Below are 21,979 nucleotides of genomic sequence, written 5' to 3'. Positions count from 1 at the left end.
CACATCGGGGAAGGCCCGGAGAGCGCACCCGGACCCGACCCTGGTCAGCCCGCGGCGACCTTCGGGGCGACCTCGGTGCCCAGCAGCTCGATGCCGCGCAGCAGGTCCTCGTGCGCCAGCCGCGGGTTGGTCATCTGGATGGAGACCCGGTCCACCCCGCCGAGCTGGGCGGAGATCCGCAGCAGCTTCTCGGCCACGGTGTCGGGGTCGCCCATGAAGAAGGCGCCGTCGGGCCCGCTGGTGGCGTCGAACTGGGCACGGGTGGGCGCCCGGAAGCCGCGCTCGCGGGAGACCTTCGTGAACATCTCGTGCCAGCCGGGGTAGATCGTGTCCGCGGCGGCCCGGGTGCTGTCGGCGACGTAGCCGAACACGTGCAGGCCCACCTGCAGCCGCTCGGGGGCGTGCCCGGCCCGCGCGCCGGCCTGCCGGTAGAGGTCGACCAGCGGCGCGAACTGCCGGGGCTCGCCGCCGATGACCGCGACCATGAGCGGCAGGCCGAGGAGCCCGGCGCGGACGAACGACGTCGGGGTGCCGCCCACGCCCACCCAGATCGGCAGCGGGTCCTGCAGCGGGCGCGGGTAGACGCCCTGGCCGGTGAGCGCCGGGCGGTGCCGGCCGGACCAGGTGACGTGCTCGGACTCGCGGATGCGCAGCAGCAGGTCCAGCTTCTCGTCGAACAGCTCGTCGTAGTCGGCCAGCGACAGGCCGAAGAGCGGGAACGCCTCGGTGAACGACCCGCGGCCGACGACCAGGTCGGTCCGCCCGCGGCTGATGAGGTCGAGGGTGGCGAACTGCTGGAACACCCGGACCGGGTCGGCGGCCGACAGCACCGCGACGGCGCTGCCCAGCCGGATCCGCTCGGTCCGGGCGGCGGCCGCGGCCAGGATGACCGGCGGCGCGGAGTCGTAGTACTCGGGGCGGTGGTGCTCCCCGATGCCGAAGGAGTACAGCCCGGACCGGTCGGCCAGTTCGATCTCCTCGAGCAGGTGGGCCATCCGCTCCTCGGGACCGATGAGCCGGCCCGTCCGCGGGTCGGTCACCGCCGCCACGAAGCTGTCGACGCCGAGGTGCACGGCGGTCCTCCTCCCGGGGCGGGCGCCCCTCTCGTCGAGCGGTCGGTCGTCGAGCGCTCGGTCGTCAAGCACTCAACGAGCAGTGAACCAGCCCCCCGGCGCGTGCCGCCCGCCACAGGGGGTACCGCACGGCCCGTACCGCACACCCGAGTGATGGAGGGACCGTGTCGGAGTCAGACACCCAGGGTCAGGGCCTCGAGGAGACCGGGACCGGCGACGCCGCCAAGCGGATCGGCCAGGCGCCGACGGCGACCGACGTGGAGGACCCGGACCGGGCCTCGCGCAACACCGCGGCGGGCAGCGGGTCGGAGCCGGGCGAGGGCCCGGTGCAGCCCGCGGCCGACGAGGGCGTGGACCCGTCGGCGAGCATCGAACCGCACAACGAGGGGCAGGTCTAGCGGAGCCCGTGGACGACAGCGCCCCTCCGGCCTCGTGGCCGGAGGGGCGCTGTCGTGCACGGGTCTAGGCGGCGGTGGTCGCCCGGCCGTCGCGCGTGGCGCGGGGGCGGGGCGCCGCAGGGCGGTCCCCAGCGCCGGCGCGGAGGCCGGCGAGGTGCCAGGCGGTGCAGTCGGGGCAGCTGGCGATCCAGACGTGCCGGGGGTGGCGGAAGCAGGCGGCTCGGTCAGCCGGGGTGCTGGACATGGTGCGGGTACTCCCTGCCGCCGGTCTGACGGCGGCTCGTGACTCGTGGGACGGGTGGTGCAACACCCGGGAGGGGGTCCCCCATCCGGGCTGTGCGCGAGGACACCCTGCGTGCCCCGTACCTGCGCGTTCGGCGGAACGTGACGATCACGACCGCACTCTTTGGTGTCCAGCGTCTGTGACCCGGCCACGGGGAGTGCCGATCCTGGGCGCATGTCCGCTCGACTCGTCGCTGCCGGCACCGCCGCCGCGCAGCAGCCGTGGTCCCGGCCCGTTGCCCCGCCGGCGCCCCAGGAGCAGCCCTGGTGGCGCTCGGCCGTCGTCTACCAGGTCTACCTGCGCTCGTTCGCCGACGGCAACGGGGACGGCATCGGCGACCTCGCCGGCCTGCGCGCCCGCCTGCCCTACCTGTCGTGGCTCGGCGTCGACGCGCTGTGGATCAACCCGCACTACCCCTCGGGCGGCGCCGACGGCGGCTACGACGTCGTCGACTACCGGGCGGTGGACCCCGAGTACGGCGACGTGTCCGACGTCGAGGCGCTGGTCGCCGACGCGCGGCGGCTGGGCCTGCGCGTCGTGCTCGACGTCGTCCCCAACCACACCTCCGACCGGCACCCCTGGTTCCAGGCGGCGCTGGCCGACCCCGACTGCCCCGAGGCCTCCCGCTACCACTTCGCGCCGCCGTCGGAGGAGCCGCCGAACAACTGGCGCTCGCTGTTCGGCGGGCCGGCCTGGTCGCGCACCCCGGACGGCCGCTGGTACCTGCACCTGTTCGCCCCCGAGCAGCCCGACCTCAACTGGCGCGACCCGGTCGTGGCCGAGGACTTCGAGCGGACCCTGCGCTTCTGGCTCGACCGCGGGGTGAGCGGCTTCCGCGTCGACGTCGCCTACGGGCTCTACAAGGACGCCGGCCTGCGCGACAACCCCGGCGAGTACTCCCCCACCCTGTTCGGCCACGGCCCCGAGCAGGCCATGACGTGGAACCAGCCCGAGGTGCACGACGTGTGGCGCCGCTGGCGGGCGGTCTGCGACGAGTACCCGGACACCATGCTGGTCGGTGAGGTCTGCCTGGCCGACCTCGACGAGGTCGCCCTCTACTCGCGGCCCGACGAGCTGCACCAGTCGCTGTCGTTCCGGCTGCTGAAGTCGGCGTGGGACACCCCGGCCTTCGCCGAGGGGATCGGCAGCGCGCTCGAGGCCTTCGGGCGGGTGGGTGCGCCGGTGTCGTGGGTCCTCGGCAACCACGACAAGGACCGCATGGTCACCCGCTTCGGCGGCGGCGGGACGGGCCTGGCCCGGGCGCGCGCCGCGGCGCTGCTGCTGCTGTCCCTGCCCGGCTCGGCCTACGTCTACGCCGGCGACGAGCTCGGCCTGCCGCAGGCGCACGTCCCCGACGAGGCCAAGCAGGACCCGATCTTCTTCCGCAGCGGCGGCGAGCGTGCCGGCCGCGACGGCTGCCGCGTCCCGATGCCGTGGAACGCCACCACCGGCGTCGGCTTCTCCCGCGACCGCTCCGCGAAGCCGTGGCTGCCGGTGCCCGCGGAGTGGAAGCGGCACGCCGTCTCCCGGCAGACCCGCGACTCCGGCTCGGTGCTGCACCTCTACCGGCAGGCGCTGGCCGTCCGCGCCGAGCACCCGGCGCTGGGCACCGGCGAGGCCACCGTGGGCACCCGCGGCGACGTCCTCACCGTGCGCTGCACCGGCGGCGGGCGCACCGTCCGCTGCGTGGTCAACATGGGCGCCGACACCGCGCTGGTCCGCTCGCGCGGCCGGGTGCTGCTCGAGTCCGGTCCGGGCGTGCACACGTCCGCCCGGTCGGTGGCGCTGCCGCCGGACACGGCCGTCTGGATCGCTGAGGACTGAGGGCGTGAGCCCGGAGCGCTGCCCCTGCGGCACCGGCCTGGCCCACGCGGAGTGCTGCGGCCGCCTCCACGACGGGACGGCGGCCGCGGCCACCGCCGAGCAGCTGATGCGCTCGCGCTACAGCGCCTTCGCCGTCGGGGACGTCGCCTACCTGCAGGAGACGTGGGACCCGGCCACCCGGCCGCGGTCGCTGACCCTGGACCCGGCGGTGCGCTGGACCGGCCTGGAGGTGCTGGCCACCACCGGCGGCGGCCTGTTCGACGCCGAGGGCACGGTGACCTTCCGCGCGCACTCGCGCGCCGGCGGGCGGGAGCACGTGCAGGCCGAGCACAGCCGGTTCCGCCGCGTCGGCGGCCGCTGGCTCTACGTGGACGGCGACCCCGCCTGAGGCCCCGGCAACCAGCGGTCCAGCCAGCCGAGGGTGCGGTCGACGACCGTCTCCAGCGCGCCGGGCTCGGGGAACAGGTGGGTCGCCCCGGGGACGACGGCCAGCTCGGACGGCCCGCCCAGCCGGGCGGCGGCGTCCCGGTTGAGCGCGAGCACCCGGTCGTCGGCACCGCCGACGACGAGCAGCGTCGGCGCCCGCACCCGGGCCAGCGCCGCCCCGGCCAGGTCCGGCCGGCCGCCGCGCGACACCGCCGCTCCCACCCGGCCGGGCCGGTCGGCGGCGGTGAGGAGGGCCGCGGCCGCCCCCGTGCTCGCGCCGAACAGGGCCAGGGGCAGGCCGGCGGTCGCCTCCGCGCGGTCGAGCAGGTCGGCGGCCGCGGTCAGCCGGCCGGCCAGCAGCCCGACGTCGAAGCGCAGCTCGCGGGTGCGGGTGTCGACCTCCTCCTCGGCGGGCGTGAGCAGGTCCAGCAGCAGGGTGGCCCACCCCGCCCGCTGCAGCGCGGCGGCCACCTGCCGGTTGCGCGGGCTGTGCCGGCTGCTGCCACTGCCGTGGGCGAACAGCACCACGCCCCGAGAGGCGGGCGGCACGGCGAGGTCACCGGCCAGCACCGCCCCGGGTGCCGGCACCTCGACGGGGCCCTCACCGGGCACCCCAGCAGGCATGGCAGTCCCTCCCCGGACGCTCGGCTCCCGGGTACCCGGCGGGGACCGGGCCGACGCGCGCGTCCCGGCCGGGTGTGGCGGGGAGCGGGCCGGTGTGGTGGTCTGCCGCGGTGCCCCCGCCCGCTGCCGACGTCGTCGTCGCCGGGGCCGGGCCGGCCGGGCTGTCGGCGGCCGCCGCCTGCGCCGCCGCGGGGCTGCGGACGGTGCTGGTGGCCCCGGCGCCCCGCCCGTGGCCGGCCACCTACTGCCTGTGGGCCGACGAGCTGGCGACCGCGGCCGCCCCGCTCGGGCTCGACCCGGCCGCCGTCGCGGCCGGGTCCTCCCCCACCGTCGTGCGCACCGCGGCCGGCGGCGAGCAGCGGCTGGCCCGCGGCTACGCGCGGCTGCGCAACGACGTCGTCACCGCCGCCCTGCTCGACCGGCTGCGCGCCGGCGGCGGCGAGGTGGTGACCGGCCGGGTGGCGGCCGTGGAGGCCGGGGAGGCCGGAGCCGGGGAGGCCGGAGCCGGGGAGGTCGCCGTCCTCGCCGACGGGCGCCGGCTGGCCGCCCGCACCGTCCTCGACGCGCGCGGCGGCGGCCCGGGGACGGCACAGCAGCGCGCCTGGGGCGAGGTGGTGAGCGGCCCCGTGGACGACGTCGTCCCGCCCGGCGGGGCGCTGCTCATGGACTGGACGGCCCTGGCCGACCCCGCCGCGCCGCCTGCGTTCCTCTACGGCCTGACCCTCGACGACGGCACCGTGCTGCTGGAGGCGACCTCGCTGGCCGCCCGCCCGCCGGTGCCGCTGCCGGACCTGCGGGCGCGGCTGGACCGGTTCCTCGCCGCCCGCGGCCTGCGCCCGGCCGGCGGGCCCGAGCGGGTGGCGATCCCCCTGGACGCCCGGCCGCGGGCCGCCGGCCCGGGGACCCCGCTCGGCGCGTCCGCGGGGCTGGTGCACCCGGCCACCGGCTACAGCGTCGCGTCCTCGCTGCGGCTCGGCCCGCGGGTGGCGGCCGCGCTCGCGGCCGGCGGGGACGCGCGCTCGGTGGTGCGGCGGGCCCGGCCCCGGACGACGGCGGCGCTGCTGGGCCTGGGCCTGGAGGTGCTGCTGCCGCTGGACACCCGCGCCACCGACGCCTTCTTCGCCGCGTTCTTCGCGCTGCCCGAGCGGGCCTGGGCGGCCTACCTGGACGTCGGCTCGCCGCCGGCCGCCGTCGCCGCGGCGATGGCCCGGGTGTTCGCCGCGCTCCCCGGGCCGCAGCGGGTGCGGCTGCTGCGCGGGGTGGCCGCCGGGTCGGCCCGCGGCCTCAGGCGGGGGTGGGTGGCGGCGTCGGGTCGATGACGGCGGCGTGCTCGGGCAGCACGCCGGTGCGCCGCCGCTGGCGCAGCAGGTACCACGCCAGGCCGACGGCGACGATCGCGCCGATGAACACCGGCGCGGCCCACTGCAGGTACCAGTGCGGCTCGCCGGTGGCGTTGTAGACCGCCCGCCGCGGCCAGGCCAGGTTGACCGCCATGCCGGCGCCCCACAGCACCGCGAGCACGTTGACCGGCAGGCCGAGGCGGCCCAGGGAGAACCGGCCCGGCGCCGGCCGGGGCCAGCGCCCGCGCAGCCGGGCGACCAGCATCGGGCCGGTCACCAGCAGGTAGGCCAGGTAGATCATCACCACGGCGATGCTGGTGAGCGCGGTGAACACCTGCGGCTGACGCACGTTGAGCAGCAGCACGCCGACGGCGAGCAGGCCGACCAGGACCGCGGGCACCACGGGCGTGCGCCGCCGCGGGTCGACGTGCGCGAGCCGGGCGGAGGCCGGCAGCGCGTTGTCGCGGGCCATGGCGAAGGTCATCCGGATGGCCGCGGTGTGCACCGCGAGGCAGCAGACGGTGACCGCGACGACGATGCAGACGAGGAACGCCTTCCCCAGGCCGGTGCCGGCCACCGACAGCAGGACGTACTGCAGCCCCCCGCTGCTGGAGGCCAGCTGCGGGTCGGTGAGGTCGGGGGCGGCCATCAGCCCGAACAGCAGGATCAGCCCGCCGAGCACGAAGGACGCGGTGATCGCCCGCAGGATGGCCCGCGGCGCGGTGCGGCCCGGGTCGACCGTCTCCTCGCCGAGCGAGCTGGCGGTGTCGAAGCCGTACATGACGTAGCCCGACGCGAGCGCCGCGACGAGGAACGCGCCGAGGTAGCCCAGCGACTGCCCCTCGCCCCGGCCGCCGGTGTCGAACAGCACGTCCTGCGGCCCGCGGGTGAGCGCGACGGCCAGGACGACGACGATCAGCACCGCGGCCACCAGCTCGATGAACACCCCGGCGCTGTTGATGCGGGCCATCAGCCGCACGCCGAACGCGTTGACCAGCGTGGTGAACGTGATCAGCAGGCCGCCCAGCACGACGGCGTTGACCGCGACGTCGTAGGTGCCGGTGCCGTCGCCGACCAGCTGGAAGCCCGACCACAGCTGGGGCAGCGTGATCTGGTAGGCCAGCGCGGTCGCGGCGAGGGTCACGACCGAGGCGGTGAGCATCACCCAGCCGGCCAGCCACGACGTCGTCGCGCTGCCGAGGCGCTTGGTCCAGTTGTAGAGCGACCCGGCCACCGGGTAGCGGGCGGCGAGCTCGGCGAAGCACAGCGCCACCATGAGCTGCCCGGCGAACACCATCGGCCACGACCACACGTAGGCCGGGCCGCCGGCGCCGAAGCCGAAGTAGAAGAGCTGGAACGTCCCGGTGAGGATCGAGATGTAGCTGACGCCGGCGGCGAAGCTCGAGAACCGGCCGATGCTGCGGTCCAGGTGCTGCCGGTAGCCGAACTCCGCGAGCTGGGGTTCGCCGTCGTCGGTGGGGCGCACGGGGGGCCTTCCGGGTGGGAGGTGCGGGCGCCCCACTGTGGCCGACGGCGCGGTCCCCGGCCAGCCGGGGACCGCGCCGCGTCGATCAGCCGGCCGCGGGGGCGAACTGGGCCCGGGCCGCGGCCTCGCCGCCGGCGACCTCCTCGGGTGTCGCGGTACCCGAGGAGGTGACCGTGTCCACCCACGCGTCGACCGACGCGGCGTTGAACCGGCGCACCTCCTCGCCGGCCTCCCACGCGACCGGGTCGCCGACGTCCTCGCCGCGCAGGTGCAGCGCCAGGCCGAGCAGCGCGACGTCCCAGCCCGGGCCCACGAACAGCGCGCCGGCACCGCTGCCCGCGAACGCCACGGGGACGGTGTGCTCGAGCGCCAGGACGGTGCCCGCACCGGCGGGCGTCAGCGAGACGGTGACGACGCTGACCGGCCCGCCCCAGGTGAGGACCAGCGTCGACGGCGGCGTGCACTCGCGGATCTCGCCGTCGGCGTTGCCCTCGACGGCGAAGGTGCCGCCCTCGCGGAGGTCGCCGGCGACCGGCGCGAACCAGCGCGCCAGGCGGGCCGGGTCGGTGACCGCCTCCCACACGTCCTCGGGCGCGGCCGGGTACTCGCGGCGCACGGTGACGGCGACCAGCTCGTCGTCGCCCCCACCCCGGCGGGCGACCTCGCGGGCGGTGTCGGCGATCTCGGCCAGCAGGTCTCTCACGGTTCCTCCTCGGGTGGGCGGTCCTGGGGCTGGGTCTCGCGCAGGCGGCGCTCGCGCTCCCCCCGGGCGAGCTCGGTGGCGAGTGCGTCGAGGTGCCGGTCCCAGGTGCGGCGGAACCGCTCGAGCCACCGGTCGACGTCCTGCAGCGGTGCGGACTCGACGGCGTACAGCCGCCGCGCCCCCTCCGCGCGGACTCGGGCGAAGCCGTTCTCCCGCAGCACCCGCAGGTGCCCGGACACGGCCGGCTGGGTGATCCCGAACTCCCGGCGGACGACGGCGGTGACCTCCCCGGCCGACAGCTCGCCGTCGGCGAGGAGCTCGAGGACCCGCCGCCGGACCGGGTCGCCCAGGACGTCGAACGCGTGCACGGGAGAATTGTTCAGTCCCCGCTGATATCAGTCAAGACCGATGATCAGCGGAACGACAGCACCTCCGCGACCGGCCGGCGGTTGGTGGACGGGCTGCGGTCCCCGGACGGGTACCCCAGCCGGATCAGCATCTGCGGGTGGCCGACCAGCGACAGCCGCGAGCGCAGCTGCGCGCGGGTGGCCGGCCAGTCCAGCGCCTGGGTCAGCGGAGAGGCCGCGAGCCCGGCGGCGGTCACCTCGAGCAGCACCCGGCCGAGCGCCCGCCCGGCGGTGAGCCAGGCCTGCCGGTCGTCGCCGTCGGTGCCCAGGAGCAGCACGGTGGGGCGCTCGACGTCCGGCGGCGGCGCGTCGGGGTCGAGGTCGCGGGGCCGCTCACCGGTGCGCGAGCCCACCACGAAGTCGCGGACCAGCCAGTTCGACGGCCGGGTCGCCGGGTCCTCCCCCGGCACCGCCCCGACCGGGATGCCGTCGGGTGCGGCCGGGTCGGTGCGCATCCACCGCTGCAGCTCGGCGAGGTACTCGGGCTCGCGCTGCTCGACCTCCTCGGCGCGGGACAGCAGGAAGGTCGTGGTGACCTCCTCGTCCTCCCCGCTGATCCGCTTCACCCAGACCCGGAACCCCCCGGCGGTGGTCTGCAGCCGGTCGACGACCTCGGCCGGGACGGCCTGCGGCAGGAACGGCGCCCGCTCGGTGTGCCGGGCGCCGATGGCGTCGGCCAGGGCCCGGTCGGCGTCGTCCCGGGTGCGGCCCCCGGTGACGGTGAGGACCGCCAGCAGGTCGGGGTCGGCCGGGTCGGGCAGCTCCTCGACGGCGGTGTCGTGCCCCGCGGCCGCGAGCGCGACGACGGCGAACTCGACGGCGACGCCGCAGCTGACCACCCGCTGCCGGCCGCTGGGGTCGAGGGCCTGCAGCGCCCGCCCGGGATCGGTGCGGACCTCCAGCCGGTCGCCGGACGCGGTGAACCGCCACGGCTGCGTGTTGTGGATCGACGGGGCCCGGGTGGCGGCCTCCACCACACGCGTCCACTCCTGCTGGTCCACCGTCGTCCTCCCGTCGTCCGTGCGTCCCGCGTCCGTGCGTCCCGTGCGGGACCCGCCTGTCCCGTCCCCGCAGGTCACACCGCGCCGACCGCGGGTGCCCACCGCAGCCGCCCGGTGAGGAGGACGACGACGCCGCGGCCGGTGACCGCCGCCGTCGTCAGGGCCGTCGTCAGGGCCGTCGTCAGGGCCATCGCGAGGCCGCCGGGGACGCCGATCGCGGCGACCGGCACCCGGTCCTTCCCCGGCCGCCACCGCGGTGTGGTGGGCGCGGTGGACACGAGCAGGCCGGCGAGCCGGGCCGGCGCGGTGCAGGCGGTCCAGCGGCCGGCGTGACGACGAGCAGCCGGCGCCGCCACAGCGCGGTCGGGGTGGTCACCGGGGCAGCGTGCCGGGCGGACGCGCGTGTTCCGTAGGGCCGGAGGTCCCGGCCGCCGCTACCCTCCCGGCCGGTGAGCGCCCCTCCGTCCGACCCCGGCCCCGTGGCGGCGCTGCTGCGCCGCTGGCGGACGGCGGCCGCCCTCACCCAGGAGGAGCTCGCCGCCCGGTCGGGGCTCACCGCCAAGGCGGTCAGCGCCCTGGAGCGGGGCGAGCGGCGCCGCCCCCACCCGCACACCGTGCGCGCGCTCGCCGACGCCCTCGGCCTCGACGACGCCGGCCGCGCCGCTCTGACCGCCGCCGCCCGCCCGGCCGGCGGCGGGCCCGCGGCGGACTCCCTCCCGCCGCCCGCGGCGCCGGTGTTCGGCCGCGAGGACGACGTCGCCGAGGTCGCCGGGCTGCTGCGGTCGGGCACCGCCCGGCTGGTCACGCTCACCGGGCCCGGCGGGGTGGGCAAGACGACGCTGGCGCTGGCGGTGGCCCGGGAGCTGGCGGCCGCGTTCCCCGACGGCGTGACGGTCGTCGAGCTCGCCCCGGTGCGCGAGGCGCAGCTGGTGCTGCCCACGCTGGCCCGCGCGCTCGGCGGCCGTCAGCTGGCCGGGCCGGTCGCTGACGCGGTGGCCGCCCGGATCGGGGACCGGCGCCACCTCGTCGTCCTCGACAACGTCGAGCACGTGCTCGACGCCGCGCCGGAGGTCGCCGCCCTGCTCGGGCGCTGCCCGGGCCTGGCGGTGCTGGCCACCAGCCGGGCGCCGCTGCGGGTGCGGGCGGAGCGGGAGCGCCCGCTCGCCCCCCTCCCGCTGCCGGCGGGCAGCGGCGCGGCGGCCGTGGCCGCCTCCCCCGCCGCCCAGGTGTTCCTCGACCGGGCAGCGGCCGCCGGGCGCCCGGTCGTCCTCACCGGCGCCACGGCCGCCGACGTCGCCGCCATCTGCCGGCGCCTCGACGGGCTGCCCCTGGCCCTGGAGCTGGCTGCCGCGCACGCGCGCTACCTGCCGCCGGCCGCGCTGCTCGGCCGGCTGGACGAGGCACTCGGGTCCGGCGGCGCCCGGGACCTGCCCGAGCGGCAGCGCACGATGCGGGCCGCGCTGGACTGGAGCCACGACCTGCTGACCGCCGCCGAGCAGCAGCTCCTGCGCCGGCTGGCGGTCCTCGCCGGCGGTTTCTCCCTCGACGCCGCGCAGGCGGTGGCCGGCGTCCCCGACGTGCTGCCCGCCCTGGGCGGCCTGGTCGAGCAGTCCCTCGTCGTCGCCGAGGACGGGCCCGAGGCCCGCTACCGGCTGCTGGAGCCGGTGCGGCAGTACGCCGCCGCACGGCTGGCCGACGCCGGGGAGACCGAGCGGGCCGCCGACCGCGCGACGGCCGCCGTCCTCGACCTCGCCGCCGGCGCGGAGGCCGGGCTGACCGGGCCCGAGCAGGGCGCCTGGCTGGACCGGCTGGAGCGCGACCACGGCAACCTGAGCGCGGCGCTCGGCCGGCTGGTGGCCGCCGGGCGGTCCGCCGACGCCGCCCGGCTCCTGCGGGCGACCTGGCTGTACTGGGCGGTGCGCGGCGACGTCGCCGAGGGCCTGGGCTGGGTCGCCCGGGTCGACCGCACCGGGCTGGACCCGGTCGACGACGCCCGGCTGCTGCTCGCCCTCGCCGCGCTGCGCCACGCGGCCGGTGACGTCCCCGGCACGGCGGAGGCGGCGGCCGGGGCGGCGGCGGCCGCCGCGGACGCCGGCGCCGGGGACCTGCGCGCCCTGGCGCTGGTGCTCACCGGCTCGGCCGCGGTGTTCCGCGGCGACCTCGCCGCCGCCGGGCGCGACCTGGCCGAGGCGCTGCGGCTGGCCGGGGAGACCGAGGAGGCGTGGGCGCGGGTGCACGCCGTCGTGGCGCAGGGGCAGCTGCTGCTGCAGGCGGGCGACCTCGCCGCCGGGACGGCGACGCTGGCCGACGCCGAGCGGCTGGCCCGCGGGCTCGGCAGCCCGTTCAGCCTGGCGACGCTGCTCAACGTGCAGGCCTCCCTGGCCGCGCTCGCCGGCGACGAGGACGGCGCCCTCGATCGGTGGGCGGAGGCGGCCGACCTCGCCGCGGAGGTCCGCACCTCGTGGACGCTGGCCTACACGCTGCCCGGGCTGGCCGCCGTCGCCGCCTCCCGCGGGCTGCCCGAGCTCGCGGCGCAGCTGTTCGCGGCGGGGTCGGCGACGGCGGAGGCGGCGGCGGTGGCGGTGGCGTTCCCGCCCGACGTCGCGCTCGCCGCCCAGGAGCTGCCGGCGGTGCGGGCGGCGCTCGGCGAGGAGGCGTTCGCCCGGGCCTGGGACGCCGGCCGGCTGCTGCGCCCGGAGGACGTCCCGGCCCTGGTGGGGGCGATCAGGCGGGCCCGCGGACCGCGCTGACGTAGCGGCGGTACCGGCGCGCGAAGACCGTGCGCAGCAGCACCCGGACCGGGAACGGGACGACCTGCAGCATCATCGCCCGCTCGTCGGGGTCGCACTCCTCCAGCAGCGCGCCGAACAACAGCGGCAGGTCCCGCACCGACATCTCGCCCTTGCCGTGCTCGCCGAGCTGCGCCCACTCCGCCTGCGTGACGTGCCGCTGCGCCAGCGGCAGGATCTCGCGCTCCTCCTCGGCCAGGTGCTCGGCCAGGACGGCGCCCAGCGCCTCGACGGTGGACGCCACCTCCTCGGCCACCGCCGGCCGGGCCTCCACCTCCCAGCGGTCCAGCGCCGGGCCGAGGGCGCCGATCAGCCGCTCCACCTCGGAGTGCTGGGCCTCCATGCGGTGGACGACGGCGGCGTCGGGCGGGCAGCGCTCGAGCAGCCTCGGCCAGAGCAGGTCGTCCTCGGCGGTGTGGTGCAGGTGGAGGCCGAGCAGCACCATCCGGGCGTGCCGGGCGAGGACGGCGGCGCGGGCGGTGTCGCCCGGCTCCACGGCGCGCACGAGCCCGGGGAGCAGGCCGAACTCGCGACGGAAGGCGCGGTGGACGACGTACATGTCGCGGACGTCGGCCATCGGGACGGCGGTGCGGCCGGGTGCGGTGGAGGCGGTGTTCGTCATGACGGCGAGCCTGTCGGCGCCGCCGCGCGCGTCCCACCCACAGCGCCCCCACACCACTCCCACGGTCCGGACCGGTGTACCCGGGCGGCCCGTTCCCGTCCCCGGTGGGACGCCGCGGTCCGGCGCTCCCCGGCCGGCGCGGGGTCAGCTCTCGGAGGCGTGGTGGTGGAACCGCCGCCACGGGTGCCGGCGGGCCGTCGGGGGCTCGGGGTGCGGCGCGGCGCCCGGCGGCGGACCGGCGGGCTCCGCGGCCGCGCCGGCGGCGGAGGGCCGGCGCGGGGTGGGCGGCCGGGTGCTGTCGGCCAGCCGCTCGCGGCTGAGCTGGTGCTGCAGGCCGAGCGGGTCGCAGCGGTGGCCGCGCGCGGCGACGTCGTGCTGCGCCTCCCACTGCGCGATGAGCTTCTCCTCGAGCGACATCTCGCGGCGCTCCGGCGCCGACGGGTCCATGGCTCCCCCTCTCCACCCCCGGGGCCGTCCCGGGGGACGCACGTCGTCAGGGCCGCGCGGCGGCGGACCCCACGGCCTCGGCCCGGCCGGGGCGCACCGCGTCGGGCCGCACGACGGTCACCGGGCAGGGCGCCGCGCGCAGCACCGAGGACGCCACCGAGCCGAGCAGCCGCCCACGGGCGCCGCCCCTCCCCCGCGCGCCGAGCACCACCAGCTCCGCTCCCTCGGCCGCGGCCAGCAGCGCGTCGACCGGCGCCCGGTGCACCGCGCGGCAGGTCACCGCGACGGCGGAGGGCACGCCGGCCGCGGCGACGTCGTCGGCGAGCGCCTGCTCCACCGCCCGCTCCCAGTCGGCCAGCGGCGGCACGTAGGCCGGCTCCCAGGTGTCCGGGCGGGGTGCGGTCGGCACGCTCCACGCGCGCACCGCGGTCAGCGGCATGCCGGTGCGGGCGGCCATCCGGCCCGCCCAGGCGAGGGCGGCCCGGGCGCACGCCGAGCCGTCCACACCGACGACGACGCCGCCGGGCACGGCTCCCGAGGTCACGGCACAGACCCCCTCCACGCCGGTCACCGGGAACCGGCGCGCACCCATGACACGCCGCACCGCGGCCGGGCGGCAGGGTCGGAGGTCCCGGCCGGAGGTCCCGCTCGGCAGCCGGCCCGGACCTCCCGAGGTCAGACCTCCTCGGTCTCCAGGTCCCCCGCCGCGCGCTGCGCCCAGCCCACCACGACGACCGTCACGACCAGCGCGGCCAGGGCGCCGACGACCACGGACGCCGGCAGCTCCAGCAGCGCGTCGAGCAGGGCCACGGCCGCGGCGAGCAGCGGCCACCACCAGCCGCGCCGGGCGTTCCCCGTCATCGCCGAGGCGGTGACGCTCGCGGCGACCAGGTAGACCGCCACCCCGCCGGCCACCAGCGACCGGGTCCCCGCCGGCACCTCGCCGGCCGCGGCCTCCACGACCGCGAGCTCGAGGCCCGCGCCGACCGTGGCCAGCGCGAGCGTCAGGGGCAGGTGCCCGAAGACGTACGCGTCGTGGGCGTGGGCGCCGTTGTGCTCCCCCGCCTCGCCCAGCAGCCGCTTGGCGCGGGCGCCGGCGAGGTCGAAGTAGCTCCACCACAGCGCCGCGGCGAGGACGAACGCCAGCACCGCCACCGGCAGCGCCGAGCCCGACCAGCCGGCGTCGTACAGGCCGTGCGCGACCGCGGCGACCGGCTCGCCGAGCACCAGGATGACGAACAGCGCGAACCGCTCGGGCAGGTGCTCGACGTGCAGCGGCAGGTCGGCCGAGGACCGCGTCGCCAGCAGCGGGACCAGCGCCTCGGCCAGCACCGCGGCGGCCCACAGGGCGAACGCGGCCGGGCGGGGCACCGCGAGCGACACCGCCCAGAGCACGGCGCCCGCGGCGGTCCCGGCCAGGTAGAGCCGGGTGATCGGCCGCGCGTCCGGCACGTGCCGGTGGGCGCGGTGGTACTGCAGGAGCAGCATCGCGCGCAGCAAGAGCTGGCAGACGACGAAGACGGCGAACCGCTCACCGGTCGCCTCCGACGCCGAGGCCGCCAGCCCGACGACGGCGGCCATGCTCCCGAGCTTGTAGAGGCGGTAGACGACGTCGTCGTGGTCGAAGCGGTTCGCGTAGAGCGTCGAGCTGACCCAGGACCACCAGACGGTCGTGAACAGGCCGGCGAAGACGAGGAACCCGTGCAGGGTCACGTCCTCGCGCAGGGCGATCGCGAGCTCGGCGACGACCAGGACGAAGGCCAGGTCGAAGAAGAGCTCCAGCCGCGAGGCGGACCGGTCGTCGTCCGTGCGCAGTGACGGCGGCCGGACGGCGTCCCGGCCGGTGAGGGCGCCGAGCAGCCGCCGGGCCGGGGCCTGGTCGGGCACGTGTCCCCCCGACGGGGTCAGGGCGCGGGGGCCGTGTCCTCGACCGGCGCCGACCGGCTCAGCTTGCGCCAGATCCAGCTCTGCGGCACCCGCTGGCCGGTGACCAGGTAGTCGGCGACCCCGTCGATGAACAGGGTCGCCTCCACCTCCCGGTGCACCGCGGCCCGGCCGGCGAACAGCAGCTCGTCGCCGGGCTCGAGCACCGTCCCGGGGTCGGGGGTCAGCACCGCCTCCTCGCCGCGCAGCAGGAGCAGCGGCACGGCCAGCAGGGTCTGGTCCCGGTCGGCCGGGTCGCGCAGCAGGTCGCCGAGCCGGAAGCACCCCTCGGCCAGCCGCGGGTGCAGCGCCGGCGCGTCCTCCGGGGTCAGGCGCACCTTCCACAGCGCCTCCAGGTGCGCACCGCACGCGTCCAGCAGCCGCTCGACGACGCCCGCCGACCACTCGTCGCTCTGCCCCGGCAGCTCGCGCAGGAACCGCCACAGCAGCGGCGTGCTCAGCCGGGCGTAGGCGTCGTGCGCGACCACCTCGGTGGGCACGAGCAGCGCGTCGACCTCCATGGCGGCGAACAGGGCGGCGTCGGCGGGCTGGTTCTGGCGGGCGGCGACGAACAGCGAGGGGTTGACCCGCCGCGCCTCGGCCACCAGCGAGAGGTTGGTGGTGTCGTTGTCGGTGCCGGCCACCAGCCCGACCGCCGTGGCCAGGTCCGTCCGCCGGATGACGTCGGGATCGGCGGCGTCGCCCTCCACGACGCCGTCGCCCGGCGTCGTGTCGACGACGGTGACCTCCAGGCCCTCGGCGCCCAGGTCGGCGGCGAAGTGCCGGCCGAACCGGCCGTAGCCGCACACCACCCACCGGCCCGGCGCGGGCGCCGTGCCCCGCGGCGGCAGCTCGGCGCCCGGCCCGCTCTCCAGCCAGGTCGTCAGCTGGTAGGACGCCGGCGTCCGCAGCGCCAGCCGCAGGTGGTCACCGAACCGGTCGAAGGGGTTGATGACCGTCGGCGAGCCGAACCGGCTCATCCGCTCGGCGACCGCGGCCGACGTCGTGCGGGTGACCACCGTGAGCTCCGGGCGCAGCAGCGCGGCGGCCATGGCGACGGCGAGGTTGGCCTCGTCGTCGCCGGTCACGGCCAGCACCCCCTCGCACCACGGGTGGCCGAGGCCGGCGACGCCGAGCACGTGCGGGTCGCGCGCGTCGCCCACCACGCCGGGGACGTCGCCCCGGTGCGGCGCGATCTCCAGGGCGTCGATGCGGCTCTCGGCGATGTCGACGACGGTGAACCGGCGGCCGAGCGCGTCCAGCGACAGCCCGAGCGTCTCCCCGGCCTGCCCGTAGCCGCAGATGAGCAGGAACGGCTCGCGCAGCCGGGTCACCTTGCGCGACACGTGCCGCAGCGCCATCGCCTGGCGGAACGCGCGGTCCTGCAGCAGCGCCAGCAGCGAGCCGATCGCGTACGCCCAGCCGACCACGGTCAGGTAGATCGCGCCGGTCACCCACATGCGCTGCGCGTAGCTGAACGCGTACGGGATCTCCCCGAAGCCGATCGTGGTCGCGGTGTAGCTCATGACGTAGAACGCGTCGAACGGGCTCAGCCGTGCCGGCTCCCCGTTCGCGTCCACGCCCGGGACCAGCGACAGCCCGAGCACGCTGACGGCGAAGATGACGATCAGCGTGATCAGCGGCGCGCGCATCCGCCGGAGGACGGTGAACACCGTCGCCGAGCCCTCCGCGCGCGGCACCACCGGCGCCCGGCGGCGGATGCGCCGTCCGCGGGTGGTGACGGGGGGCGGCGGCGCGGTCTCCACGGCGACCCGCCTCAGTGCCGCTGGAAGGACACGGTCTCGACGACGAGCAGCACCACCGACACCACGTTGGCCAGCAGCGCCCCGCCCGACAGCGACACCATGCTCGCCGTCGTCACGTCGGTCAGCCCCTCGGCGGAGACGTGCACCGCCCAGGCCCAGGTGATCGTCGCCGCGACCAGCTGCAGGTCGGCGACCAGGCTGGTGGCCAGGTGCACCGCGCCGATCTGGGTGCGGTCGCCGAACTTGAGCACCGTGGCGACGAGGCTGACCACGAGCGCGGCGAACAGCTCGTAGACGTTGTGCACCGCCGGGTCGTCGATGTCGCCCAGGAAGAACCCGAAGTTGAGCGTGGCGGCGAGCAGCACGAAGAACCCGAAGACGACCTTCTCGAGGTTCACGCGGGAGCACCTCCTCTCGGCGCGCGGACGACGCTAACGGGATCACGGCACGCGCACCTCCCGGAGTCGTACCGCACTGTCACCATCGCCGCGTGCTGCTCGCCGACGTCGTCGCCGCCTCCGCGGCCGTGGCCGCCACCCGCTCGCGCACCGCCAAGGCGCAGGCCATCGCCGGGGCGCTGCGCGCCGCCGGGCCGGCCGAGGCCGGGCCGGTGGCCGCGTGGCTGGCCGGCGAGCTGCCGCAGGGCCGGGTCGGCGTCGGCTGGCGCACGCTGGCGCGGACCGCCCCGCCGGTCGCGGCCGCGCCGTCGCTGACCGTCGCGGCGGTCGACCGCGCGCTCACCGCGCTGGCCGGCACGGCCGGCAGCGGCTCGGCCGCCCGCCGCGAGGCGCTGCTGACCGAGCTGCTCACCGCCGCCACCGCCGACGAGCAGCACCTCCTCGTCCGGCTGCTGGGCGGCGAGCTGCGGCAGGGCGCGCTGGAGGGCGTGGTGCTGGACGCGATCGCCGCCGCGGCCGGCGTCCCGGCACCGGCGGTCCGGCGGGCGATGATGCTGGCCGGCCGGCTCGACGAGACCGCCGTCCTCGCCCTCGGCGGCGGGGAGGACGCCCTCGCCGCGGTCGGGCTGCGGGTGGGCCGCCCGGTGCGGCCGATGCTGGCCAGCCCCGGCTCCTCCCTCGACGCCGCGCTCGCCGACCTCGGCCCCGCGGTCACCGTGGAGCACAAGCTCGACGGCGCCCGCATCCAGGTGCACCGCGACGGCGACGACGTCCGGGTGTGGACCCGCACGCTGCGCGAGGTCACCGGCGGCGTGCCGGAGCTGGTCGAGCGGGTCCGCGCGCTGCCCTGCCGCACCGCCGTCCTCGACGGCGAGACCCTCGCCCTCGACGACGACGGCCGCCCGCGCGCCTTCCAGGACACGATGAGCCGCTTCGGCAGCGACGGCGTCGACACCTCCGAGGACGCAGCCGTGCTGCTGAGCCCGTTCCTGTTCGACGTGCTGCACCTCGACGGCCGCGACCTGCTCGACGAGCCGCTCGACGTCCGCCTCGACGCGCTGGCCGGCCTGCTCGCCGACGACGCGCACGCCCCGCTGCGCATGCCCGGGGTCCGCCGGCCGACGCCGGAGCAGGCGGCCGCGGTGCTCGACGACGCGCTGTCCGCCGGGCACGAGGGCGTGGTGGTCAAGGCGCTGGACGCCCCGTACGCCGCCGGCCGGCGCGGCCGCGCGTGGCAGAAGGTCAAGCCGGTGCACACCCTCGACCTCGTCGTCCTCGCCGCCGAGTGGGGGTACGGCCGGCGCACCGGCACGCTGTCCAACATCTGGCTCGGCGCCCGCGACCCCGACGGCGGCGAGCCGGTGATGGTCGGCAAGACGTTCAAGGGCATGACCGACGAGCTGCTGGACTGGCAGACCCGCAACTTCCCCGCGCTCGCCCGCGCCGAGCACCCGTGGGGCGTGGAGCTGCGGCCCGAGCTCGTCGTCGAGGTCGCGCTCGACGGCGCCCAGCGCAGCCCGCGCTACCCCGGCGGCCTGGCGCTGCGCTTCGCCCGGGTGGTCCGCTACCGGCCGGACAAGACCCCGGGCCAGGCCGACGACCTCGACGCGGTGCGCGCTCTGCTCACCGGCGGCTGAGCCCGCTCGCGCCCGGGTGGTTCACTGCTCGCGGTCAGGCGGACGGACGGGGGCGGGGCGTGGCACAGCCGGTCGGCTTGGGTCCGGTCCCCGGTGGGCTGGTCGCCCTGCTCGACGTCGCGGAGGCCGCGCCCGGCCGGTTCCGCGGCGCGGCGCGCGGCGTGCCGGCCGACCGGGCGTTCGGCGGCGCGGTGGTCGCCCAGGCGCTGCTCGCGGCCACGGCGACCGTCCCGGACGACCGGGCGGTGCACTCGCTGCACGCCTACTTCGTCCGCGCCGGCGACCCGGCCGCGCCCACCGACCTGCAGGTCACCCGGGTGCGCGACGGCGGCAGCTACACCACCCGGGAGGTCGCCGCCGTCCAGCACGGGGAGACGGTCCTGGTGCTGACGGCGTCCTTCGCCCGGCCCGAGACCGGCCCCGAGCACCAGGTGCCCACCCTGGACGCCCCGCCGCCGGAGTCGCTGGCCGTGCCCGCCGACGCGGCGGCCGGCGCCCCCGCCTCCGTCCTCGCCTGGCTGGCCTGGCTGGACGCGCGGCACCCGTTCGACTTCCGGTTCGACGGCGGGCCGCCCCGGATCGCCGCCGGCCGGGGCGAGCCCGCGCCGCCGCGGCAGCGCTTCTGGTTCCGCTCCCGCGAGGCGCTCCCGGACGACCCGCGGCTGCACGCCTGCGCGCTCGCCTACGCCACCGACATGCTGCTGCTCGCCGTCGCGGTCGCCCCGCACGCGGCGGTCATCGGCGACCCCGGCCTCGTGACGGCGAGCCTCGACCACGCCGTCTGGTTCCACGGCCCGGCCCGCGCCGACACCTGGCTGTGCTTCGAGCAGGAGAGCGCCTGGTCCGCGGGCGGCCGGGCGCTCTGCTCCGGGCGGGTGTTCGACCGCGAGGGGCGGCTGGTGCTCACCGTCGTCCAGGAGGGCGTGCTCCGCCGCCGCCGGGCCTGAGCGGCCCCAGCGGCAGGCGCCCGGGCGCGCGTCCCCCCGTCCCGGGGTGGCATCTGCTGTGATGGGTGGCACAGCGGTTCGCACGCCCCGCGGAGGTGCCGATGGCCGGCTGCCCGGCGAGCGCCCCCGGGCTCACCCGACCGGGTGGGGATCCCGTGTCCGCCCTGTCTCGGCGGGGCCCCGCTGCCGATGGGGAGTCGTGACCAGTCTCGCCGTCCGTCCGGACGCCGGCGCCGTGCCCGGGGGCTCCCCGCGGCCGCCGGACCCGCTCGCGGTCCTGCTCACGACGCTCGACGAGCTGGAGACCCTCGCCCGCTTCGACTCCGAGGCCGCCGCGGAGCGCGCCGGCGCCGCCGCGGGGACCGCCCGCGAGCTCGGCCGCCCCGACCTCGAGCAGCGGGCGCGGCTGGTGGCCGCCGACCTGCTGCGGCGGCGCGGCTCGGTGGCCGAGGGCGGGCGGATCGCGCAGGAGGTGCACCGCTGGGCCACCGAGGCCCGGTCCCGGCACCTGCTCGCCCGCAGCTCCTTCGTCCTGACCGCGGTGTTCCAGGAGCTCGGCGACCTCGCCGGCGCGCTCGAGCACGCCGTGCAGGGCGTCGACCTGCTCGACGACGACGCGCTCCCGGCCCTGCGCATCGACCACCTGGTCCGGCTGGCCGACGTCCTGGGCCTGTCCCGCGACCCCGCCGCGCCCGAGCGCTACGCCACCGTCCTCCGGCTGGCCGAGGACCTCGGCGACGTCGACCGCCAGCTGCGCATCCTCAACAACCGCGCCTACACCGACACCCTCGCCGGCCGGTTCGCCGACGCGCTGCGGTTCAGCAGCCGGCTGCAGGAGCTGGCCGCCGCGCACGGCGTCCCGCTCGACGTCGGCCGGCTGGACACCGTCGCCCGCGCCCTCATGGGCCTGGACCGGCTGGACGAGGCCGAGGAGGCGCTGCTGCCGGGCCTGGCACCGGAGGTGCTCGACAGCTCCCACGACGGCGACGCCGGGGCCGACTTCCTGCTCACCCTCGCCGAGGTGCAGCGCCGTCGCGGCGCCGTCGACGCCGCCCAGCGCACCCTCGACGAGTGCGTGCGCCGCTGCCGGCAGCACGGGCTGACCTCCATCCGGGTGCGCGCCCGGGCCGAGCAGGCCGAGCTGCACGCGGCCGCCGGCGACCACCGCGCCGCCTTCGAGGAGCACAAGCGCTACTGCGCCGAGCTGATGGAGCAGCAGTCCGCCCAGCGCGAGTCCCGCGCCCGCGCGCTGCAGGCCATGTACGAGACCACCGAGGCCCGCCGGCAGAGCCGCCGCTGGCGCGAGCTGTCCCTGCGCGACCCGCTCACCGGCCTGCACAACCGGCGGCACGTCGACGACGAGCTGCCGCGGATGCTGGCCGACGGCGCGCTGCTGTGGGTGGCGCTGCTGGACCTGGACCACTTCAAGCGGGTCAACGACACCTGCTCGCACGCCGTCGGCGACGAGGTGCTGCGCACCGTCGCGGGCATCGTGCAGGACCTCCCGGCCCCGGGCACCGCCTCGCTGGTCGCCCGCCTGGGCGGCGAGGAGTTCCTCGTCGTCCTCGCGGGCGCCGACGCCGCGGCCGCGGCCCGGTACCTGGAGGACGTCCGCAGCGCCGTGGCCGCCCACGCGTGGGGCCCGCTCACCGGGGACCTGCCGGTGACCGTGAGCATCGGCGCCGCCAGCACCAGCGAGGTGCCCGACCGCACGCCCGCGCAGCTGCTCGGCCGCGCCGACGCCCGCCTCTACCGCGCCAAGCGCGAGGGCCGCGACCGCGTCGTCGTCGGCGACTGACGCCCGGGCGGATCCGCGGGACGGTGTGCGCCCGCGCTGCACTCCGGCGCCCGTGTCGCGGCGCCGGCGCACACGGTCGACGCCGGA

21 protein-coding genes are annotated in these 21,979 nt (G+C 77.7%); 8 read left to right on the top strand and 13 right to left on the bottom strand.

Features of this window, described 5'->3' with window-relative positions:
* Positions 1-44: 44 nt before the first annotated feature.
* Positions 45-1,073 carry an Atu2307/SP_0267 family LLM class monooxygenase gene (locus ACI8AB_RS08565; RefSeq protein WP_456949767.1) on the bottom strand — a complete coding sequence of 343 codons (1,029 nt, stop codon included), beginning with the start codon at positions 1,071-1,073 and terminating at the stop codon, positions 45-47.
* A 164-nt stretch (positions 1,074-1,237) separates the two neighbouring features.
* On the opposite strand from ACI8AB_RS08565, the gene ACI8AB_RS08560 reads away from it, so the two are divergent.
* The 3 genes from ACI8AB_RS08560 (at position 1,238) to ACI8AB_RS08550 (ending at position 3,966) form a co-directional block, all read left to right on the top strand.
* A complete protein-coding gene (locus ACI8AB_RS08560; RefSeq protein WP_387993057.1) occupies positions 1,238-1,471 on the top strand; it encodes a hypothetical protein in 234 nt (77 codons plus the stop codon).
* A 457-nt stretch (positions 1,472-1,928) separates the two neighbouring features.
* On the top strand, positions 1,929-3,578 hold the full coding sequence (locus ACI8AB_RS08555) for a glycoside hydrolase family 13 protein (protein WP_456949766.1): 1,650 nt from the start codon (positions 1,929-1,931) through the stop codon (positions 3,576-3,578).
* Positions 3,579-3,582: 4 nt separating this feature from the next.
* Positions 3,583-3,966, top strand: a complete 384-nt coding sequence (locus ACI8AB_RS08550) for a YchJ family protein (protein ID WP_456949765.1) — start codon at positions 3,583-3,585, stop codon at positions 3,964-3,966.
* Here the strand turns inward: ACI8AB_RS08550 and ACI8AB_RS08545 are convergent.
* Entirely contained in the window at positions 3,942-4,628 is a 687-nt protein-coding gene (locus tag ACI8AB_RS08545; protein ID WP_456949764.1) for a dienelactone hydrolase family protein, read from the bottom strand. The two genes, ACI8AB_RS08550 and ACI8AB_RS08545, sit on opposite strands and share 25 nt — an antisense overlap.
* Before the next feature lie 110 nt (positions 4,629-4,738).
* On the opposite strand from ACI8AB_RS08545, the gene ACI8AB_RS08540 reads away from it, so the two are divergent.
* Positions 4,739-5,947: a lycopene cyclase family protein gene (locus tag ACI8AB_RS08540; protein WP_456949763.1), complete on the top strand. Its 1,209-nt coding sequence runs from the start codon at positions 4,739-4,741 to the stop codon at positions 5,945-5,947.
* On the opposite strand, the gene ACI8AB_RS08535 is transcribed toward ACI8AB_RS08540, so the two are convergent.
* The 5 genes from ACI8AB_RS08535 to ACI8AB_RS08515 form a co-directional block, all read right to left on the bottom strand.
* Positions 5,913-7,454 carry an APC family permease gene (locus tag ACI8AB_RS08535; protein ID WP_456949762.1) on the bottom strand — a complete coding sequence of 514 codons (1,542 nt, stop codon included), beginning with the start codon at positions 7,452-7,454 and terminating at the stop codon, positions 5,913-5,915. The two genes, ACI8AB_RS08540 and ACI8AB_RS08535, sit on opposite strands and share 35 nt — an antisense overlap.
* Before the next feature lie 85 nt (positions 7,455-7,539).
* Complete coding sequence (locus ACI8AB_RS08530) at positions 7,540-8,157, bottom strand: SRPBCC family protein (protein WP_456949761.1); 618 nt, start codon at positions 8,155-8,157, stop codon at positions 7,540-7,542.
* Positions 8,154-8,525, bottom strand: a complete 372-nt coding sequence (locus ACI8AB_RS08525) for an ArsR/SmtB family transcription factor (RefSeq protein ID WP_456949760.1) — start codon at positions 8,523-8,525, stop codon at positions 8,154-8,156. The genes ACI8AB_RS08530 and ACI8AB_RS08525 overlap by 4 nt, the downstream gene beginning before the upstream one ends.
* Positions 8,526-8,569: 44 nt before the next feature.
* Entirely contained in the window at positions 8,570-9,565 is a 996-nt protein-coding gene (locus ACI8AB_RS08520) for an Acg family FMN-binding oxidoreductase (RefSeq protein WP_456949759.1), read from the bottom strand.
* A 74-nt stretch (positions 9,566-9,639) separates the two neighbouring features.
* Positions 9,640-9,921 (bottom strand): hypothetical protein, encoded by a 282-nt coding sequence (locus ACI8AB_RS08515; protein WP_456949758.1) that lies wholly within the window; start codon positions 9,919-9,921, stop codon positions 9,640-9,642.
* Between the two features lie 93 nt (positions 9,922-10,014).
* Between ACI8AB_RS08515 and ACI8AB_RS08510 the strand changes: the two genes are divergently transcribed.
* Positions 10,015-12,315 (top strand): ATP-binding protein, encoded by a 2,301-nt coding sequence (locus ACI8AB_RS08510; RefSeq protein ID WP_456949757.1) that lies wholly within the window; start codon positions 10,015-10,017, stop codon positions 12,313-12,315.
* On the opposite strand, the gene ACI8AB_RS08505 is transcribed toward ACI8AB_RS08510, so the two are convergent.
* The 6 genes from ACI8AB_RS08505 to ACI8AB_RS08480 form a co-directional block, all read right to left on the bottom strand.
* The gene (locus ACI8AB_RS08505; protein WP_456902167.1) at positions 12,290-12,976 is read right to left on the bottom strand and encodes a hemerythrin domain-containing protein; all 687 of its coding nucleotides are present in this window, start codon (positions 12,974-12,976) and stop codon (positions 12,290-12,292) included. The two genes, ACI8AB_RS08510 and ACI8AB_RS08505, sit on opposite strands and share 26 nt — an antisense overlap.
* A 144-nt stretch (positions 12,977-13,120) precedes the next feature.
* The gene (locus ACI8AB_RS08500) at positions 13,121-13,423 is read right to left on the bottom strand and encodes a hypothetical protein (protein WP_387993083.1); all 303 of its coding nucleotides are present in this window, start codon (positions 13,421-13,423) and stop codon (positions 13,121-13,123) included.
* Between the two features lie 46 nt (positions 13,424-13,469).
* Entirely contained in the window at positions 13,470-13,967 is a 498-nt protein-coding gene (locus tag ACI8AB_RS08495) for a universal stress protein (RefSeq protein ID WP_387993086.1), read from the bottom strand.
* A 131-nt stretch (positions 13,968-14,098) separates the two neighbouring features.
* Complete coding sequence (locus tag ACI8AB_RS08490; RefSeq protein WP_456949756.1) at positions 14,099-15,310, bottom strand: low temperature requirement protein A; 1,212 nt, start codon at positions 15,308-15,310, stop codon at positions 14,099-14,101.
* Positions 15,311-15,327: 17 nt separating this feature from the next.
* Positions 15,328-17,112, bottom strand: coding sequence for an NAD-binding protein (locus ACI8AB_RS08485; RefSeq protein ID WP_456949755.1), 1,785 nt, complete (start codon positions 17,110-17,112; stop codon positions 15,328-15,330).
* Positions 17,113-17,123: 11 nt separating this feature from the next.
* Positions 17,124-17,510 carry a DUF6394 family protein gene (locus ACI8AB_RS08480; RefSeq protein ID WP_387993095.1) on the bottom strand — a complete coding sequence of 129 codons (387 nt, stop codon included), beginning with the start codon at positions 17,508-17,510 and terminating at the stop codon, positions 17,124-17,126.
* A gap of 92 nt (positions 17,511-17,602) precedes the next feature.
* Here ACI8AB_RS08480 and ACI8AB_RS08475 point away from each other — a divergent pair, with 92 nt between their 5' ends.
* The 3 genes from ACI8AB_RS08475 (at position 17,603) to ACI8AB_RS08465 (ending at position 21,892) form a co-directional block, all read left to right on the top strand.
* Positions 17,603-19,147 carry an ATP-dependent DNA ligase gene (locus ACI8AB_RS08475; RefSeq protein WP_456949754.1) on the top strand — a complete coding sequence of 515 codons (1,545 nt, stop codon included), beginning with the start codon at positions 17,603-17,605 and terminating at the stop codon, positions 19,145-19,147.
* 59 nt (positions 19,148-19,206) lie between these two features.
* Positions 19,207-20,094, top strand: coding sequence for an acyl-CoA thioesterase (locus ACI8AB_RS08470; protein ID WP_456949753.1), 888 nt, complete (start codon positions 19,207-19,209; stop codon positions 20,092-20,094).
* A 199-nt stretch (positions 20,095-20,293) separates the two neighbouring features.
* Positions 20,294-21,892 (top strand): GGDEF domain-containing protein, encoded by a 1,599-nt coding sequence (locus ACI8AB_RS08465; RefSeq protein WP_456949752.1) that lies wholly within the window; start codon positions 20,294-20,296, stop codon positions 21,890-21,892.
* Positions 21,893-21,979 lie beyond the last annotated feature (87 nt).

The sequence above is a fragment of the Geodermatophilus sp. SYSU D00698 genome (assembly GCF_054050335.1).
This window is presented reverse-complemented; position numbering and strand designations above follow the sequence as displayed.

Coding starts and splice junctions, on each gene's coding strand:
- ACI8AB_RS08555 (WP_456949766.1), top strand. CDS start 1,929: ATGTCCGCTCGACTCGTCGCTGCCGGCACCGCCGCCGCGCAGCAGCCG.
- ACI8AB_RS08545 (WP_456949764.1), bottom strand. CDS start 4,628: ATGCCTGCTGGGGTGCCCGGTGAGGGCCCCGTCGAGGTGCCGGCACCC.
- ACI8AB_RS08505 (WP_456902167.1), bottom strand. CDS start 12,976: ATGACGAACACCGCCTCCACCGCACCCGGCCGCACCGCCGTCCCGATG.
- ACI8AB_RS08500 (WP_387993083.1), bottom strand. CDS start 13,423: ATGGACCCGTCGGCGCCGGAGCGCCGCGAGATGTCGCTCGAGGAGAAG.